Annotated in this window: 18 protein-coding genes and 4 pseudogenes; 19 read left to right on the top strand and 3 right to left on the bottom strand. The window is 48.9% G+C overall.

Going from position 1 to position 17166, the window contains the following annotated elements; genetic code table 11:
* Window positions 1–77 precede the first annotated feature (77 nt).
* The 8 genes from NA330_RS12435 to darG all read left to right on the top strand — a co-directional run bounded on the left by NA330_RS12435 (window position 78) and on the right by darG (window position 5139).
* Window positions 78–896, top strand: coding sequence for a DUF932 domain-containing protein (locus NA330_RS12435; RefSeq protein WP_023242232.1), 819 nt, complete (start codon window positions 78–80; stop codon window positions 894–896).
* Between the two features lie 12 nt (window positions 897–908).
* Window positions 909–1409: a RadC family protein gene (radC, locus tag NA330_RS12430; RefSeq protein ID WP_023242231.1), complete on the top strand. Its 501-nt coding sequence runs from the start codon at window positions 909–911 to the stop codon at window positions 1407–1409.
* Window positions 1406–1627: a DUF987 family protein gene (locus tag NA330_RS12425; RefSeq protein WP_023242230.1), complete on the top strand. Its 222-nt coding sequence runs from the start codon at window positions 1406–1408 to the stop codon at window positions 1625–1627. The genes radC and NA330_RS12425 overlap by 4 nt, the downstream gene beginning before the upstream one ends.
* A gap of 22 nt (window positions 1628–1649) precedes the next feature.
* On the top strand, window positions 1650–1991 hold the full coding sequence (locus tag NA330_RS12420; protein ID WP_023242229.1) for a type IV toxin-antitoxin system YeeU family antitoxin: 342 nt from the start codon (window positions 1650–1652) through the stop codon (window positions 1989–1991).
* A gap of 43 nt (window positions 1992–2034) precedes the next feature.
* Window positions 2035–2376, top strand: a complete 342-nt coding sequence (locus NA330_RS12415) for a TA system toxin CbtA family protein (protein ID WP_001194750.1) — start codon at window positions 2035–2037, stop codon at window positions 2374–2376.
* A 115-nt stretch (window positions 2377–2491) separates the two neighbouring features.
* Window positions 2492–3325: a DUF4942 domain-containing protein gene (locus NA330_RS12410; RefSeq protein ID WP_023242228.1), complete on the top strand. Its 834-nt coding sequence runs from the start codon at window positions 2492–2494 to the stop codon at window positions 3323–3325.
* A gap of 100 nt (window positions 3326–3425) precedes the next feature.
* On the top strand, window positions 3426–4073 hold the full coding sequence (darT, locus tag NA330_RS12405) for a type II toxin-antitoxin system toxin DNA ADP-ribosyl transferase DarT (protein WP_000026701.1): 648 nt from the start codon (window positions 3426–3428) through the stop codon (window positions 4071–4073).
* Window positions 4074–4086: 13 nt separating this feature from the next.
* The gene (gene darG, locus NA330_RS12400; protein ID WP_023242227.1) at window positions 4087–5139 is read left to right on the top strand and encodes a type II toxin-antitoxin system antitoxin DNA ADP-ribosyl glycohydrolase DarG; all 1053 of its coding nucleotides are present in this window, start codon (window positions 4087–4089) and stop codon (window positions 5137–5139) included.
* Window positions 5140–5176: 37 nt separating this feature from the next.
* Here the strand turns inward: darG and NA330_RS12395 are convergent, their stop codons facing one another.
* Window positions 5177–6496, bottom strand: coding sequence for a tyrosine-type recombinase/integrase (locus NA330_RS12395; RefSeq protein WP_023242226.1), 1320 nt, complete (start codon window positions 6494–6496; stop codon window positions 5177–5179).
* 375 nt (window positions 6497–6871) lie between these two features.
* On the opposite strand from NA330_RS12395, the pseudogene NA330_RS12390 reads away from it, so the two are divergent.
* Window positions 6872–7126: pseudogene (locus NA330_RS12390) on the top strand (Arm DNA-binding domain-containing protein); the annotation flags it as partial.
* A gap of 17 nt (window positions 7127–7143) precedes the next feature.
* On the opposite strand, the pseudogene NA330_RS12385 reads toward NA330_RS12390, so the two are convergent.
* Window positions 7144–8306, bottom strand: a pseudogene (locus NA330_RS12385) (IS3 family transposase).
* A gap of 66 nt (window positions 8307–8372) precedes the next feature.
* Here NA330_RS12385 and NA330_RS12380 point away from each other — a divergent pair.
* The 9 genes and pseudogenes from NA330_RS12380 to NA330_RS12340 form a co-directional block, all read left to right on the top strand.
* Window positions 8373–8738 (top strand): annotated as a pseudogene (locus NA330_RS12380) (diol dehydratase reactivase ATPase-like domain-containing protein); the annotation flags it as partial.
* Window positions 8739–8814: pseudogene (locus NA330_RS12375) on the top strand (diol dehydratase reactivase ATPase-like domain-containing protein); the annotation flags it as partial. It lies immediately after the preceding pseudogene.
* 109 nt (window positions 8815–8923) lie between these two features.
* On the top strand, window positions 8924–9247 hold the full coding sequence (locus tag NA330_RS12370) for a DUF1889 family protein (RefSeq protein WP_001573898.1): 324 nt from the start codon (window positions 8924–8926) through the stop codon (window positions 9245–9247).
* A 340-nt stretch (window positions 9248–9587) separates the two neighbouring features.
* Window positions 9588–10826 carry an MFS transporter gene (locus tag NA330_RS12365; protein ID WP_012543325.1) on the top strand — a complete coding sequence of 413 codons (1239 nt, stop codon included), beginning with the start codon at window positions 9588–9590 and terminating at the stop codon, window positions 10824–10826.
* 131 nt (window positions 10827–10957) lie between these two features.
* A complete protein-coding gene (leuC, locus tag NA330_RS12360) occupies window positions 10958–12379 on the top strand; it encodes a 3-isopropylmalate dehydratase large subunit (protein WP_001274861.1) in 1422 nt (473 codons plus the stop codon).
* A 1-nt stretch (window position 12380) separates the two neighbouring features.
* Window positions 12381–13007 carry a 3-isopropylmalate dehydratase small subunit gene (gene leuD / locus NA330_RS12355; protein ID WP_023242221.1) on the top strand — a complete coding sequence of 209 codons (627 nt, stop codon included), beginning with the start codon at window positions 12381–12383 and terminating at the stop codon, window positions 13005–13007.
* Window positions 13008–13021: 14 nt separating this feature from the next.
* Window positions 13022–13900: a fumarylacetoacetate hydrolase family protein gene (locus NA330_RS12350; RefSeq protein ID WP_023242220.1), complete on the top strand. Its 879-nt coding sequence runs from the start codon at window positions 13022–13024 to the stop codon at window positions 13898–13900.
* Complete coding sequence (locus NA330_RS12345) at window positions 13900–14814, top strand: alpha/beta fold hydrolase (protein ID WP_023242219.1); 915 nt, start codon at window positions 13900–13902, stop codon at window positions 14812–14814. The genes NA330_RS12350 and NA330_RS12345 overlap by 1 nt, the downstream gene beginning before the upstream one ends.
* Window positions 14815–14847: 33 nt before the next feature.
* On the top strand, window positions 14848–15813 hold the full coding sequence (locus NA330_RS12340; protein ID WP_023242218.1) for a LysR family transcriptional regulator: 966 nt from the start codon (window positions 14848–14850) through the stop codon (window positions 15811–15813).
* Here the strand turns inward: NA330_RS12340 and NA330_RS12335 are convergent.
* Complete coding sequence (locus tag NA330_RS12335) at window positions 15758–16030, bottom strand: hypothetical protein (RefSeq protein WP_001675688.1); 273 nt, start codon at window positions 16028–16030, stop codon at window positions 15758–15760. The genes NA330_RS12340 and NA330_RS12335 overlap by 56 nt on opposite strands.
* Before the next feature lie 692 nt (window positions 16031–16722).
* Between NA330_RS12335 and NA330_RS12330 the strand changes: the two genes are divergently transcribed.
* Entirely contained in the window at window positions 16723–17121 is a 399-nt protein-coding gene (locus NA330_RS12330; RefSeq protein WP_023242217.1) for a hypothetical protein, read from the top strand.
* Window positions 17122–17166 lie beyond the last annotated feature (45 nt).

Below are 17166 nucleotides of genomic sequence, written 5' to 3'. Positions count from 1 at the left end.
AACCACACCATCAGACCATGTTCCCGCCAGGAGCATGGTCTTTTTTACACCGTTACCCCACGACTAAGGAAAAAACCATGCGATTAGCCAGCCGCTTCGGGCGGATAAACCAGATACGCCGCGACCGTCCATTAACCCATGAGGAACTGATGCAGGTGGTTCCCAGCGTGTTCAGTGAAGACCGCCACGAATCCCGCAGTGACCGATACGCTTACATCCCCACCATCACGCTACTGGAGAATCTGCAACGCGAAGGGTTTCAGCCCTTCTTTGCCTGCCAGTCCAGAGTCCGGGACCCCGGCAAACGTGAACACACCAAACATCTGCTGCGCCTGCGTCGTGCCGGGCAAATCACCGGGGCGCAGGTGCCGGAGATTATTTTGCTCAACAGCCACGATGGTTCCAGTTCGTACCAGATGCTACCGGGGTACTTCAGAAGCGTCTGTACCAATTCGCTCGTCTGCGGTCAGTCGTTGGGTGAAATCCGCGTGCCGCACCGGGGAGACGTGGTGGAGAAGGTTATCGAAGGGGCTTACGAGGTGCTCGGCGTGTTTGAACGCGTGGAGGAAAAGCGCGAGGCCATGCAGTCGCTGCAACTCCCGGCCCTGGCGCAGCAGGCTTTTGCCAGAGCTGCGCTGACCTACCGCTTTGGCGAAGACCACCAGCCGGTGACTGAAGCACAAATTCTGGCTCCCCGCCGCTGGCAGGACGAGTCCGGCGACCTGTGGACGGTCTATAACCGCGTCCAGGAGTCGCTGATAAAAGGCGGTCTGTCCGGCCATTCCGCACAGGGCAAACGCAGTCGTACCCGCGCCGTTCAGGGCATTGATGGCGACCTGAAGCTCAACCGGGCGTTATGGGTAATGGCCGAAGAACTCCAGCAGGTACTGAGTTGAAGAGGAGGACAAATGAATACTGCAATATCACTGATACCGGCATCCGCGCCCGCTGCGCCACCCGCCTTAACGCCGTATGCACAGCGCACTATCAGAAGGGCCGTGAATCTGCTGGATAAACACCTGCGCCAGCCCGGCGTGATTTTTACTTCCGCAGCATCCGTTCGCGACTGGCTGCGTCTGCAACTTTCGCCGCTGGAACGGGAGGTATTTATGGTGCTGTTTCTGAATAATCAACACCAGTTACTGGCGCATGAGACGCTGTTCACCGGTGGTGTCCGCCATACGGAAGTTCATCCACGGGAAGTCCTGCGCGCCGCCATGCGCCATAACGCTGCGGCAGTGGTGCTGGCTCATAATCACCCGTCCGGGGATGCCGAACCCAGTCAGGCCGATCGACTAATTACCACACGGCTGGTGAACACGCTGGAGCTGGTCGATATCCGCGTTCTCGACCACTTCGTGGTCGGCCACCGGGATATCCTGTCCTTTGCCGAACGGGGCTGGTTGTGAAAATCATCAGTAAGCGCCAGGCGATGACGATTTACCGGCAGACACCCGGCTCACGGCTGGCCTCTTACTGCACCGGTCATTACCGCTGGACCGGCAGTGTTTGCCATTACGCAGGTCGTCACGTACCCGATATCAGCGGCGTGCTGGCTGTATTTGCCGAACGCCGTCAGGATCGGCATGGCCCGTATGCACTCCTGCGCTGTGTGACCCTGAATTAATCATATTTACGGAAAATCCAAAATGGACACAAATGAAACACAATCCACGCCAGTATGGGGACTACGGAACGATGTCTTCCCGTCATTTGGCGCACGGTTAGTTCAGGAAGGTAATCGCCTGCACTATCTGGCTGACCGGGCGGGTATTTACGGTGAATTTACCCCGGCGCAACTAAAGACTCTGAATATCGTATTTCCAATGTTTATTAAACGCATGGAGGTCGCTTTACGCACTGGCGCACTCAATCCGCGCGAAGCCAGACGCTTTACGACTGCACTCCGGGGCATAATCTGCGAAGCCGACACTCGCGGATCGTTCGGTTACGTTTATCTTTCGCTTTACCCAACCGTCGTTAAAAACTGACCGGCATCCCCCCTCAATATCTGTTTACTAACGGAATTTCATTATGCAAACCCAATACAACCACCCACACCGGGCGACCCCGTCACAGCCGTCGCCTGTCGAAATCTGGCAAAAACTGCTGACCCATTTACTGGCTAAACATTATGGGCTCGAACTCAGTGACACGCCGTTTAGCGTAGAGAAGGTGATTCAGGAACACATTGACGCCGGTATCACGCTGGCTAATGCCGTGAACTTTATTGTAGAGAAATACGAGCTGGTTCGTATCGATCGCAAGGGATTTAGCTGGCAGGAACAATCACCCTATCTTCGGGCTGTAGACATTCTGCGGGCGCGACAGGCTACGGGTCTGTTGCGACGTCAACGCTATCTCGCGGCACACTGAATCTTGCGAGCAGCCTTCCCGTATTACATTCCCGATCTTTCTTCCCTGTTAACTCCCTGCATAATGCGCCTGCCATTCCCGGCAGGCGTGTTTGCTTTTATACGGACGAAAAATTATGCAAACAGAAGCTGAAGTGTTAACTAACCATAACGAACTTATCTGCTCGACAAATATTGAACGGATCGTCACCGGGCGGAATGCTGCGCTGCAACAAATTGAAGCCGTCATCCACCAGCTTAATGAGATTTCCCGTCTGGCATCCAGTATTGGCGGCAACACGGCGGAGCACTGGGCGATGCGGCAGGGGCGAGCTTTTGACTGCTGGCTGATGCAACCGGTGGATAAAGCCTTGCCGGTAATCGCCCGCAATATCGATCGCAGCATCTGGCGCGATCTGATGCTGAAATCGGGGATGCTGACTTTGATGGACGCTGAAGCCCGCAGCCAGTGGGCGAAGAACCTGGAGGAGGGGGATCTCCCAGCTATTAGCGAAGCCAATATCCTGAGTACCTTTGAACAACTCCACCGCAATAAGCAGGAGGTTTTCGAACGTGGGATTATCAATGTATTTAAAGGGTTAAGCTGGAACTACAAAACCAATAATCCCTGTTATTTCGGTAAGAAGATTATCGTCAATAATCTGGTGAAGCATGACAGATGGGGCTTCAGTCTGAACTGGGGCTGGCGGCGCGATCAGCTCGCCGATCTGGAGCGGATGCTGTACCTGCTTGACGGGAAGACCATTCCCGATAACCGGCATGATGTCTCCATCCGGTTTATGGACTTCGTGCGTGACAATCCGCATCAGCAGGTTTTCGAAGACGAACTTTTCACTATTCGTTACTTTCAGAAGGGGAGCGGGCACATTACGTTCAAACGGTTGGATCTGGTAGAGAAGATGAATGATATCATTGCTAAACATTATCCAGGAATGCTGACGGTCATGTAGTCCTCAATCCAGTAAGCATGGTGTTCATCCTATTTCTGTTCCCAAAATTTGTTATTATTGCGGCTAATTGGCATTGGATTGCTGAAAGGAGCTGGTTTACATGTCGATCCCTGAACGCCCTAAGATTTATCATATTCTTCATCTTGATCGACTCAGGTCTGTCATTGCCGAAGGATTGTTGTCTGATGCGCTCATCTCGGCTCGTAGTGAAACCGGTACAATGATCGGCATGAGCAGTATTAAACAGCGTCGGCTCCATGAGCTGACGCTAACCAGTTATCCTGACCTGCATGTGGGGCAATGTGTGCCTTTTTATTTTTGCCCGCGCTCGGTAATGCTATACCTGATACATAAGGCTAACCATCCAGAGCTGGCTTATCATGGAGGTCAGGAGCCGATTTTGCATCTTGAGGCTGACCTCTATACTGTCATGGCGTGGGCGGAACAACATCACCAACGCTGGGCATTCACATTGTCTAATGCCGGGTCGCTTTACTTTGAGGATCGCTGCCAACCAGATCAACTCGGAGAGCTGAATTGGCCTGCGATACAAACTCATCAGTGGAGCGGTGGTAATGGTGTTAAAGAGGCGAAACAATCGGAGTTCCTGATTGAGCATAGTTTTCCCTGGCATTTGGTTGAATGCATCGGAGTTCATTCACCTTTGATTTATCAGCAGGTTGCTAACATGCTTCCACCAGATGGACACCGTCCTCCTGTTGAGGTGAAACGAGAATGGTACTACTGATGAGGATTTCAAAATGATTGAATACAGACATGGTGACATTCTCCAGTCAGAGACCGAAGCTATCATCAACACGGTTAATTGTGTTGGGGTTATGGGGCGGGGCATTGCCTTGCAGTTTAAAAATGCTTACCCGGATAACTTCAAAGCTTATGCAGCGGCTTGTAAAGCTGGGCAGGTTATTCCTGGCAAAATGTTTGTGTTTGAGACCGGAAGGCTAACCGGACCTCGCTATATCATCAATTTCCCGACCAAGCGCCACTGGAAAGGGAAAAGCCGCATTGAAGATATCGTAGCGGGCCTGGACGATCTGGTATCAGTTATCAGGCACTATGATATTCACTCAATTGCGATCCCCCCACTGGGCAGTGGCTTAGGGGGGTTGGATTGGCTGGATGTCAAACCCTTGATAGAGTCAGCGGTTCGACCGCTGGAGGGCGTGCAGGTAGAGATTTACGATCCCAAAGGTGCGCCATCATCAGAGCGTATGGCCCATAAAACTGAAGTGCCAAAGATGACACCGGGTCGGGCTGCGTTGGTTGAATTGATGCAGCGTTATCTCAATGGGTTACTCGATCCGTTTATCTCATTGCTTGAATTACATAAATTGATGTATTTCATGCAAGAATCTGGTGAGCCATTACGCCTTAAGTATCAGAAAGCACATTACGGACCCTATGCTGAAAACTTACGACATGTGCTGAATGCAATTGAAGGGCATATGATCTCCGGTTATTCCGATGGCGGTGATATACCTGACAAGCAGCTAATGCTGGTTCCTGGGGCGGCAGAAGAGGCAAAAAGGTATCTTGAACGGCAGGAAGATACCTGGATGCGCTTTCAGAAGGTTTCGGAGTTGGTTGACGGATTTGAGTCACCTTTCGGTCTGGAACTACTGTCAACGGTTCACTGGGCTATGAGACACGAGTCCCTGACCTCGCCCGAGGACGTCACAGAATACATTTATGCCTGGAATGAGAGAAAACGGCAATTTACGCCCCGGCAGATCTCTTTAGCAGTAGATACTTTACATCGTAAAGGCTGGATACCTAACCACGTTGCTCAATGACATACATGGCCTATGGCATATAGGCCATGTATCTATTCTATCGACTACCAAACTGCACCTGGACCACGTTATCTGGCATCGCTGTAGGCGTATTAATCACTTCCTGCTGGATAAAATCACCCCAATTTAGAAATAACTTTCTCAGCTTTTCAGCCTGCTGCCCAACCTGATATGTTCGAATTAACCGATCTTTAGGTACATGGTTAAGCAAGAGCTCGATTAAACGCTCAGGCGCATCCAGATACTCGGCACAGCCGGTAGCAACGCTTCGGCGTAAATCATGAGGGGAAAAGGGATCAATCTCTCCCATATATTTAACTCGTACTCGTTCCAGAGCGCGGGTAAGGGCGTCGCCGGTTATGGGAAATCCCGGTTTGCTGGTGGAGCCAAAGACATATGCCCCTTCAGTAATGAGACGCTGTTCTTTTAGTAAAGAAAGGGCTGATGGGTGCAGCGTAACTACATGGTTTTTACCGTTCTTCGTTGCCGGGATGGTCCAGCGATCGCCATTGATTTGATCCCAACGCATTTCTGCTGCTTCAGAGCGGCGAGCCCCAGTGAAAATAATTAGACGTAGTGCATTTGCCACCGATCGAGATAACACGACGCTGGAGGCTAATCCACGGCCACCTGAGACGACAGAGCCGCCACCTATAGTTGCTTCATCCAGCACCTTCCAGAGCATCTGTAGCTCCTCTCGCGGCAGCCAACGATCGCGAGGTTTACTCATGGATGCACCAAACATTGCCGGTTTGAGCAAACGAGCAGGATTATGCTCAATTAGACCTTGTAAACTTGCATGGTCAAGTGTCATGTTGAGGATGATTAATCCCTTACGGACGGCTTCTGCGCTACTTTTTCTGACATGGCTGAGGTGCTCGAAAAGAACCGCGCGGCTGAGATCGTCGACACGTCTGTTACCTAATGCTTTTTCAAGGTGGCGGCGATAAGCGCCTTCATAGTCTGCAAGAGTTCGAGCGCTTATAGGTTTACTTTCTTTTCTGAATGCCAGCCAATTTTTCCATAAGTCGGCAAATATTGGCATTTTCTCGTTCTGCTGTTTCTCGATTTTTTTTGCGTAGCGAGGATCAATTCCCTTTTTTACGAAGTCAGCAGCTTCAGCGTGAGCCTGGCGAGCCTGGGCTAATCCCATTGCGGGATAGCTACCCAATGTTAGCTTGATCTGTTTTTGTGCAATCCGGTAGCGATAAATCCAGCTTTTACTTTCGCTACCGTGGCGAACACGAACATAGAGGCCTCCACCCGCTTTTGATTTAACAGAGACAACGATTTCTTTCTCTTCTTCAGTGGCGGATAGAGATGCTAATTGCCTGTCTTGAGTGATACTGAGCGCCATATTCAGGTCCTTTTTGGGGTACACTCTCGGGTACACAATTAGCATGATATCAGGAGAAACAGAGAGAAACGATAACAAACAGGTTTTTTATTTATGGTATTGATTTTATTTAATAAAATTGAATTTTAAAGACGGTATAAAACATACTAGAACAGTGGTTTAGTCAGTTCGTAATGCGAAGGTCGTAGGTTCGACTCCTATTATCGGCACCATCTCAAGTTCCTCAAACGTCCGTATTCATCCATAAATACACTGATTTATAACGACTTTATTGCTTTTTTGTCCATCACCGTCCGTAACCATCCAGTAGAATCCGACACTGAAGGTGTATAGGATTGTGTATATGTTCCTGTTCGGTCTTGGATTCCTGTACACATGCTTTTAAACGATATGCAGATTCGCCGCGCTAAGCCTGAAACTAAAGCCTATACACTCGGAGATGGGCAAGGGTTGTCATTGCTAATTGAACCTAATGGAAGCAAGAGCTGGCGGTTCCGTTATCGTTTTGCCGGTAAGCCAAAAATGATCTCGCTGGGTGTGTATCCGACGATCACACTTGCAGATGCCAGTTCTCGTCGTGATGATGCCCGAAAACTTGTGGCAGAAGGAAAGAGCTGTGATCCTACCCGCGTAATATGGGCACAACCCTAAGCGAGGTTCTGGTTTTCAAATTGTTCCGGACTGAGACCGCCACAGGCACTGTGACGACGCCACCGATTGTAATCACACTCACTATAATTAAACACTGCTGTCCGCATTATTTCCCGGCTGACAAAGTCCTCTCCGTGGATACATTCTACCCTCAGCGTATGGAAGAAGCTTTCCGCACAGGCATTGTCGTAACAACAACCTCTGGCGCTCATACTTCCCCGCAGATTATGGCGTTTCAGTAAGCTCTGGTAATCCGTTGAACAGTACTGACCGCCTCTGTCTGTATGCACGATGACATTTTCCGGACATTTACGCCGCCACAGCGCCATCTGTAACGCATCGCAGGCAAGCTGTGCTGTCATCCGCGAGGACATCGACCAGCCAATGACTGACCGCGACCACAGATCGATAACCACGGCCAGATAAAGCCAGCCTTCACCAGTGCGAAGATACGTGATGTCACCCACCCACTTCTGATTCGGGCCGCTGGCGTAAAAGTCCTGCTTCAGCAGATTCTCTGAGACTGGCAGACCATGTTTGCGGTAACTGACCGGACGGAACCGGCGCGAGGCTTTCGCCCGCAGCCCCTGCCGACGCAGGCTGGCCGCCACGGTTTTCACGTTGAACTGGTAACCCTGAGCACGAAGCTCATCCGTCAGGCGTGGCGCACCATAGCGTTATTTTGCGTCACTGAATGCTTCCCGGACGACGTTATCACAGACAAGGCGGAACCGCTGACGCCGGTTTATCTGATGACGACGCTGATGCCAGACGTACCAGCCGCTACGGGCAATCTGAAGTACACGGCACATGGCTTTGATATTGAACTCAGCCTGATGTTTTTCGATGAAGACATACTTCATTTCAGGCGCTTCGCGAAGTATGTCGCGGCCTTCTGGAGAATGGCCAGTTCCTCATCCCCTTCTGCCAGTGGACGTTTTAGATGGGCGATCTCTGCGGGCATCGCCTGTTCGCGGTCAGAAGAAGAGAGCTGATTTTGCTGTTTGCTTCGTCAGTTATAGAGTTGTGATTCATACAGGTTAAGCTCGCGGACGGTAGCGGCCACCCCAATGCGTTCAGCCAGTTTCAGGGCTTCCTGACGAAATTCAGGCGTGTGCTGCTTGCGTGGCTTTTTGGTGGTTGATGCTGGTTTTGTCATGTGAGTCACCTCTTACTTGAGAGTTTACTCACTTAGTCGCATGTCCACTATTGCTGGGTAAGATCAATGGCCTCGCTGACCTGTCATGACATGAACGCCGTGCATATCCAGGATCTTCTGGCGGTGGATACGTTTATTCCCCGCGCGGTACAGGGTGGCATTGCCGGGGAATGTTCAATGGAAAACGCCGTTGGCATTGCGGCGATGGTGAAATCCGATCGCTTACAGATGCAGGCTATCGCCAGCGAGCTAAGCGCCCGGTTAAATACCCCAGTTGAAGTCGGTGGTGTGGAAGCCAACATGGCTGTGGCTGGCGCGTTAACGACGCCTGGATGCGCCGCTCCGCTGGCGATCCTCGATTTAGGCGCAGGATCCACCGATGCCGCCATTATCAATAACGATGGCGTAGTACAGCGTTGTCGCCGGGCAGGGTAATATCCGTGGTACTGAAGGCCCGCGCAATGCGGTGGCGACCGGGCTGGTTTTAGCCGGAGAAGCCAAAAAATAGCGCAGAAAACAGCCGCGCAAGCGTTTAGCTGCGGGGTAAGTCAAAGAAAGGCGATGTTCTCTTTGATATCCCGGCGGAGTTGGGTACATAGTATCAAGGTGCCTCTCACGTGGTTAATTTTAAGGATAAGAGCATGCCAACAGCAATTGAAAAAGCCTTGGATTTTATTGGTGGTATGAACACTTCGGCGTCAGTACCCCATTCAATGGATGAAAGTACCGCTAAGGGAATTCTAAAGTATTTGCATGACTTAGGTGTGCCAGCGAGTCCGGAAGTTGTGATGGCAAGGGGTGAGCAGGAGGGATGGAATCCTGAGTTCACGAAAAAAGTGGCCGGATGGGCAGAAAAAGTCGCCTCCGGTAACCGCATCCTTATCAAAAACCCAGAGTATTTTTCGACCTATATGCAGGAGCAGCTCAAAGAACTCGTGTGAGCTGACTATCGAATAAAACGCTAACGGACGTTTCCATCTAAGGATGGCGGCGTCCAGAAGGGTTGCCAGTGACAGTTTTGGGCTGCCGATTCATTTCTTTTCGTCAAATTAATGTCTATATATTTATTGAATAAATATATAATTCATAACTTACTACGTTGCCATTACCGCGTCATTCTTAGATGATCTACATTTCATAAAACACTTGATTCCATTTTGTCTCTATTAAGAAAAATAAAATGTGAACGCTGTCAATTCTGCAAACGTAAAAGATAAATATTGTATACACGGATGTTTGTTGGCAAACAGGCAGATGGTAATCAGGATCTTTTACGGAACATTGTGTATGAAAAATAATATTGAAGAGACAATAGGTAAGTACTTGCCTATTTTAATGATATTACCTCTGGCGGGTTTGGCAGAGTTAGCTTCTTTATATTCAATCCAGGCTTTATTACCAAAGTTAAGTGAGGTTTATAATATCCCATTGAATCAGGTAGGGATGATTTTGTCTGCTGAGGTGGGGTTTCTGGCATTAGCCATGTTATTTAGCGGCACGTTATCTGACCGTTTTGGGCGAAAGCCAATCATTTTTTATTCGTTGCTGGCAGGAGGTATTTTAACTCTATTGTGCGCAACTGCATCATCATGGCCGATGCTGGTGGTATACCGCGCTTTGCTCGGCATTGCAGTAAGTGGTATTACGGCGGCCGTTACAGTCTATATCAGTGAAGAAGTCTCTCCTGCTTTGGCAGGGATTGTTACTGGATATTTTATTTTTGGCAATTCGCTAGGGAGTATGTCTGGTCGTGTGTTTGCAACTTTGATGATGGAGCATGTATCTATAGATACGATTTTCTTTATCTTCGGTGGTGTTCTGATTGCTATGGCACTCGCGGTGAAGTTGTTTCTCCCGACATCCCGACAGTTTGTTCCTACACCTTCACTACAGCTTGGTGCAGTGTTGAAAGGCGGGTTGGAACATTTTAAGAATATCCGCGTATCATTATGTTTTGTCATTGGATTTATTCTTTTCGGCTCTTTTACGTCCATCTTTAATTTTCTGGCGTTTTACCTGCATCGACCGCCTTATGAGCTGAGCTACACCTGGATAGGTTTGATTCCAGTTAGCTTCTCATTAACTTTTTTTCTTGCGCCATATGCTGCCCGTGTCGCGTTGAATATTGGGTCGATGAATGCGCTCAGTATGCTGATCATCTGTATGATGGTCGGTGCATTTCTCACGCTAATCGCCCCTTCTCTGTGGGTTTTCATTTCAGGTATCGTTTTACTATCAGTCGCATTTTTCTCTGCTCATTCCACCGTATTAGCCTGGGTCAGTTCACGGAGTCCAAACGCAAAAGGACAGGCGACATCGTTTTATCTACTTTGCTACTACTCTGGCGGTGCAGTAATGGGGTATTTAAACGGGTATCTTTTCTCCTGGCAGGGATGGAATGCTATTGCGGCATCATGTCTGATGATGCTGGGGATAGGATTATTTATCTGCCGGTTTATTTTCGCAAAATATGAGAAACAACCGCAAATCAAAAAACAGTCAGTTCAGGAGAGTTTCTGATTATAGACACGAAGTGTGTTTTTATACTTTCCATAATGGAATCATCATTTTTTCATTAATGTGTCACTATAGCTAAAAGCTTAAATTGTGAATATTTGGCTACCCGGATATTCGTTGCCCCAGGAATATATATGTCTGCTAAAACGCTGTATGAAAAATTAGTTGAGTCACATACCATTCGTGAACTTGATAACGAAGGACATGTTTTACTTTATATTGATCGTTCAATACTGAATGAATATACCAGCCCGCAAGCATTTAGCGGGTTAAGAGAACGCGGTCGCACCGTTCGGCACCCCGACACGTTTTTATTGAATATTGACCATGTTAATCCCACGCGGTCGCAACGGGATGTCTTAATGACCGATCCGGGAGGACAGCTACAGGTTGATTACTTTCGGGAAAATGCCGCTGACTTTGGCATCACATTATTTGATGTGCTGGATCCGCGTCAGGGGATTGAACACGTGGTTGCTCATGAACAAGGGCTAGTGATGCCTGGCATGGTGATCGCCGCCGGGGATAGTCACACGACAACCTACGGTGCATTTGGCGCGCTGGGCTTTGGTATCGGGACGTCGGAAATTGAACATCTGCTGGCCACGCAGACGTTGGTTTACCGCAAGCTCAAAACCATGCGCGTAAGTGTTCAGGGAGAGCTACCTTTCGCCTGTTCCGCAAAAGATATTGTTCTTGAATTGCTTGAACGTATTGGCGCTGATGGCGCGACGGGATATGCCATTGAATTTGTGGGTGAGGCCATCAGCGCGTTGAGCGTTGAAGGACGAATGACGCTCTGCAACATGGCGGTAGAAGCGGGGGCGCGTGGTGCCATTATTGCGCCGGATAAAAAGGTTTTTGACTATATCTACGGTAAACCGCAAATGCCTGTAGGTGAACTCTGGCAGCAGGCATTGCTGGAATGGTCACAGTTGAGCAGCGATGCTGATGCAGTATTTGATAAGACGGTGGCGATCAACTGCCATGATCTTGAGCCTAAAGTCACCTGGGGAATCAGTCCGGATCAAACAGGTTCCATCACCGGACGTGTCCCTTTCCCGGAACAGGAAACCAATCCGCTTAAGCGCCTGGCGCTTGAGAAGGCCCTTCATTACATGGGATTAACGGCTGGCATGTTGCTGAAAGATATTCGTATCTCTCACGCTTTTATTGGTTCATGCACAAATGGTCGCATTGAGGATTTGCGTGCCGTTGCGAAGGTGCTTGAAGGGCGCAAAATCGCCAGCCATGTTCGCGGGATCATTGTGCCTGGCTCAACAATGGTAAGACGCCAGGCGGAAGAAGAAGGACTGGCGAAAATCTTTATTGCTGCCGGTTTTGAATGGCGGCAGTCGGGTTGCTCAATGTGCCTTGCGATGAATGAAGATGTGTTGTCGCCCGGCGATCGCTGTGCATCAGGTACGAACCGTAATTTCCCTGGACGACAGGGCGCTGGAGCAAGAACGCATTTGATGAGCCCGGCGATGGTTGCGGCGGCGGCGGTAGCGGGGCATCTGGTCGATGTTCGGTCATTACTTCAGGCAGGGGAATAAGATGGATACGTTTAAGCAAATCAGCGGGCGAATTGCGCCGATGCTGGAACCGAATATCGACACTGATGTGATTATGCCAAAACAGTTCCTGAAAGGGATCGATCGCCAGGGGCTGGATAAAGGGGTGTTTTTCGATCGTCGCTTTATGGCTGGCGGCCAACCAAATCCTGATTTTATTCTGAACATGCCGGGCTGGCAGAGCGCGACATTCCTGCTGGTTGGCCCCAATTTTGGCTGTGGATCGAGTCGTGAACACGCCGTATGGGGATTAAAACAACTGGGAATACGGGGGCTGATAGGTAGCACATTTGCAGGCATTTTCAATGATAACTGCCAACGCAACGGGATCCTCACGGTCTCATTAGATGAACCTGCTTTGGCGCGCCTGGCGCAGCTTGCCGCGAGTGCTGATACCAATTCTATCACTGTTTCACTCGATCGCTGCGAAATTACGACGGCAGAGGAAACGATCTCCTTTGTGATCAGTGAACTCAAACGGGCGATGCTGGCCGCAGGCGAAGATGCGATAGCCTGGACATTGCAATACTTGCCGGAGATTGAAAATTTTGAGGTTGCGCATTATTCACGGCGGCCGTGGTTAAAACGCCCTGCATCCCCGCGCGGTTAAGGAAGAAGACTGCAATGAAACTGGTTCAATATCTTGTGAACGGTGGCAAACGCTACGGCATTATGCAGGAAACCGGAATAATTGATCTCTCGCAGCGGCTTGGCGACAAATATCCCACTTTGAAATCTCTACTGTGCGCTAATGCGCTGACGGATGCGGCGTTATGGTGTGATGAGCCGGCGGATTATTACTACCAGGAAGTCACTTTTCTGCCGGTGATTGACGATCCGCAGAAGATCATCTGTGTCGGAATGAATTACGCCGATAAGCGTATTGAGTTTAATGAAACCAACCCGGCCCCAACCCTTTTTGTCCGCTTTGCGGATTCTCAGACCGGGCATAATAGCCTGCTGCTGAAGCCTGAAAATACCAATGAGTTCGACTACGAAGGTGAATTAGCCGTAGTGATTGGGCGGCCATGCTCCCGGGTCAGCGCTGAGGATGCTTTAGATTATGTCGCCGGATACAGCTGCTATATGGATGGTTCAGTGAGGGACTGGCAGCATAGCTGGTTTACGGCTGGAAAAAACTGGCCTTCGACAGGATCATTCGGTCCGTGTCTGGTGACCACAGACGATATTCCCGATCCCCAGATGCTACGTTTACTGACACGACTAAACGGGCGGGAGGTGCAGAACGAATCTACGGCAAATATGATCCATCCTATCGCTTCACTCATTGCTTATATAAGCACCTTTACTCTGCTTTCCCCTGGCGACACGATCCTCACAGGGTCGCCTGGTGGAGTGGGCAAAAAACGCGTTCCACCGCTGTTTTTACACGATGGTGATGTTATTGAAGTTGAGATTGAACATATTGGAACCCTGCGCAATGTCGTCCGGGATAGCCGTTATTTAACATCATCTGTTAGCTGGCATGACGGGAGAAAGTGATGAGTACACTGATTGAATGCGGCGCCTCTCCGTTTATTCCGGGGTTTGCGCTCAAGGATGTTCGTCTGGAAAATGGTCTGACGGTAAGAGTGGCTATCGGAGGCAGCGGTTCACCTTTGGTACTGCTACATGGGCATCCGCAGAATCATACAACATGGCGGAAAGTCGCACCGACATTGGCGCAAAATCATACAGTCATTTTGCCGGATTTGCGTGGCTATGGCGACAGCGATAAACCAACGAGCGATCCGGCGCACCGTACCTATTCAAAGCGCACCATGGCGCAGGATATCGCCATGTTAATGGACGCGCTCGGCTTTTCCCGTTTTGCCTTTGTAGGGCATGATCGTGGCGGACGCGTAGGACACAGGCTCGCGCTGGATTATCCGGATCGTGTGACCTGTTGTACTTTTATCGACATTGCTCCAACCGCGACGATGTACGCCTTGACCGATAAATCCTTTGCTACGCGTTACTTTTGGTGGTTTTTCCTGATTCAACCTTTCCCGTTACCCGAAACGATGATTGCGCACGATCCGGCATTTTTTCTGCGTAAGCATATTTCTGGCCAGCTAAAAATAGAGGGCGCGACCTCGCAGGAAGCATTCAATGAATACCTGCGCTGTTACCAGAACCCTGAGATGATCCACGCGATCTGTGAGGACTACCGGGCTGCTGCGACGATTGATTTGGACGATGATGCCGCAGATACGTCGGCGCGTATCCGGTGTCCGTTACAGTTGCTGTGGGGAGGGCTGGGAACGGTAGGGCAACTATATGATGTGGTTGGTACCTGGAAAGAAAAGGCGCTGAACGTTCAGGGGGAAGCATTGCCTTGCGGACACTCCCCGCAGGAAGAGTGTCCTGAGTACTTTATCCAGAAACTTCAGTCCTTTTTACATTCAGTGTTATAACTCGGTCATCCTTTGCAACTTCGCACTGATGCTATGAAAACGACACCTGTAGGAAAAAAACATCGCCAGCCCCTTGAGGGCTGGCCTTCTGTTGAAGATCTTTTCGTTTTTGTCACCGTTGCTCGCAACGGTGGATTTGCCCGGGCAGCGCTGGAGCTGGGGTTATCTCCCTCCTATATCAGCAAACGTATCGCTATCCTTGAAAAATGTCTCAACGCCCGGCTTTTTTTTCGAAATAACAGAGTGATGCGTCTCACACCGGAAGGCGAAAATGCGCTGGGTGGGGCTATGCAGGTCGTCAGTGAAATGGATGGTTTTGTCAGTCGTTTGGATAATCAACGTGGTGTGTTGGCTGGTAATATCACCATCAACTGCTCATTTGGTTTTGGGCATAAATATGTCGCAGAGGCGCTGTCGTCATTTATGATCTCCTATCCTGATATTACGGTAAAACTCACGCTAACGGATCGTGAAGTGGATCTGGTGGAAGAGGGGATCGATATTGAAATTCGCGTTGGGGATGATATCAACGAATTGTATATCGCACGGCAGTTAGCCACTAATCGACGGATCCTGTGTGCTTCCCCTGAATACCTCGAACGCCACGGCAAGCCAGAGTCTGTTAGTGCGCTTGTGCAGCACGATTGCCTAATGATTCAGGAAAAAAACTCGGCATTTGGAAATTGGATATTAACGGACGGTAAGCAGCAGACACATTGCCGACTAAACGGTTTTCATTCTTCCAACAGCGGCAGTGTGGTGCTTATTTGGGCCCTGAAAGGCCATGGCATTACATTGCGGTCGGAATGGGATGTTGCGCAGTATATTGAACGAGGTGAACTGGTTCGCGTGTTGCCTCAGTGGTATCAGGAAGCGAATATCTGGGCTGTATATACCCGGCGTTCATCAAGTTCTGATCGTATCAAAATCTGCATCGATTTCCTCACGGAGCATCTTGCACAATGCTTGCCAGGCGGTAAAGCACCGGGCGTACTGTGATCAGTCGGCGCCAACTGTCGTGGCGCCAGATGCTCTGGCTTACGTTTACTGTTAGGTGTTCTTTTTGCCAGCACCCAGTAGCTTTTAGGGCGTTGCGTTGGTGGCGCGGTTTTGTTTCCGCTATCGTGGCGAAGTTATCTTTTATCCCACCACGCGGCCCAACCTCCACATAGATACCTCCATTATTACCGGATTTCTCACCTGGTTTTAACGTCATATTTTATCTCCTGATTTTTGGGTGACAATTATCGGAGGTTGAGGATTCTATTGGTATCGGCTGGATGGCATTGTAAGTATCACACACTCACTCCATAACAATCAGATTGATTGAGCGACTACTTTAGCTCAATAGATATGTGTTCATCTTAAGCGTATTATCGCAGGTTAGCAATTAAAATTCTTTTAAAAAAACAATACCATCCATCAATTCAATCTGCTGATTTTTCGAGGTTTTCTCAAATTTAGTTCTGCTTATGTAATGCTACCTAACTGACTAAAAGTAATGCTCTTTTCACACAAAAGCCTTAACAGAGGAAACGCAATATTACGTGACTTAATGCCTCTGCTCATTCTCATTAGTTATACCAATGTAATGTTTTCTCACAGCAAAAGAGAAGTAGCTACCTGTGCAGCATTATAGGCGGAAAATCCATTGGGGGTATCACCAAAGATGAAATAGAAAATTAATATTATTAATTAAATGAATATGAAATAGGTATTGTTCCTATTATCGTCACAACCTTTTCTTTCATAACAATCTTCTCATTTTCTTTCTCGCGTACTTGTTTAGCATGGTATAGATGTCTATGAGGACGTCAGTCCGCAAAGCATTCGTTCTGCATGGTATGCCTTTCGCTATTCTCAGGGGCGTGAAATGAAAGTTTTCTTTGACGGAGTCTATATAAAAATATGAAATTGATAATAATTCTCCTTCTCGCGTTATTCCCGTTATGTTCATCTGCCAGCAATCATTATGCCCTTGTTTTTGAAAATAACACGATACTGCTTGTTTTAAATCTTAAATGTTCCCCCTGTGATTTAAACTGCGCAAATATTCAATATCAGCTTTTCAATAAAGAGACGGAGTCTGTTATTTCAGGGGTTGCTAAGCCTGTGACAACGGGCATCGAAAATAATTTTCGCGGTTATATGATACGTAATAATAATACGTCCTACACATTAATTGAATCAGATAATGAAAAAGTATGGGATATGTCTGTTGAGGAGAAGGGAACTCAACAGAACAAAGATGCCGTGCAAAAAGTAAAATATCAGCTTAATGCTATTTTTGACAATGGTACATGCTGAATTCTGGCTTGTCTCAGGGATACGATCGTATCCCTGAATATTTCC

The organism is Salmonella sp. NW722 (assembly GCF_051702785.1).
GTDB lineage: Bacteria > Pseudomonadota > Gammaproteobacteria > Enterobacterales > Enterobacteriaceae > Salmonella > Salmonella enterica.
This window is presented reverse-complemented; position numbering and strand designations above follow the sequence as displayed.

Excerpts from the sequence above, each read along its gene's own strand:
- NA330_RS12435 (WP_023242232.1), top strand. The coding sequence starts at position 78 with ATGCGATTAGCCAGCCGCTTCGGGCGGATAAACCAGATACGCCGCGAC.
- radC (WP_023242231.1), top strand. The coding sequence starts at position 909 with ATGAATACTGCAATATCACTGATACCGGCATCCGCGCCCGCTGCGCCA.
- NA330_RS12420 (WP_023242229.1), top strand. The coding sequence starts at position 1,650 with ATGGACACAAATGAAACACAATCCACGCCAGTATGGGGACTACGGAAC.
- NA330_RS12415 (WP_001194750.1), top strand. The coding sequence starts at position 2,035 with ATGCAAACCCAATACAACCACCCACACCGGGCGACCCCGTCACAGCCG.
- NA330_RS12410 (WP_023242228.1), top strand. The coding sequence starts at position 2,492 with ATGCAAACAGAAGCTGAAGTGTTAACTAACCATAACGAACTTATCTGC.
- darT (WP_000026701.1), top strand. The coding sequence starts at position 3,426 with ATGTCGATCCCTGAACGCCCTAAGATTTATCATATTCTTCATCTTGAT.
- darG (WP_023242227.1), top strand. The coding sequence starts at position 4,087 with ATGATTGAATACAGACATGGTGACATTCTCCAGTCAGAGACCGAAGCT.
- NA330_RS12395 (WP_023242226.1), bottom strand. The coding sequence starts at position 6,496 with ATGGCGCTCAGTATCACTCAAGACAGGCAATTAGCATCTCTATCCGCC.
- leuC (WP_001274861.1), top strand. The coding sequence starts at position 10,958 with ATGTCTGCTAAAACGCTGTATGAAAAATTAGTTGAGTCACATACCATT.
- leuD (WP_023242221.1), top strand. The coding sequence starts at position 12,381 with ATGGATACGTTTAAGCAAATCAGCGGGCGAATTGCGCCGATGCTGGAA.
- NA330_RS12350 (WP_023242220.1), top strand. The coding sequence starts at position 13,022 with ATGAAACTGGTTCAATATCTTGTGAACGGTGGCAAACGCTACGGCATT.
- NA330_RS12345 (WP_023242219.1), top strand. The coding sequence starts at position 13,900 with ATGAGTACACTGATTGAATGCGGCGCCTCTCCGTTTATTCCGGGGTTT.
- NA330_RS12340 (WP_023242218.1), top strand. The coding sequence starts at position 14,848 with ATGAAAACGACACCTGTAGGAAAAAAACATCGCCAGCCCCTTGAGGGC.
- NA330_RS12335 (WP_001675688.1), bottom strand. The coding sequence starts at position 16,030 with ATGACGTTAAAACCAGGTGAGAAATCCGGTAATAATGGAGGTATCTAT.
- NA330_RS12330 (WP_023242217.1), top strand. The coding sequence starts at position 16,723 with ATGAAATTGATAATAATTCTCCTTCTCGCGTTATTCCCGTTATGTTCA.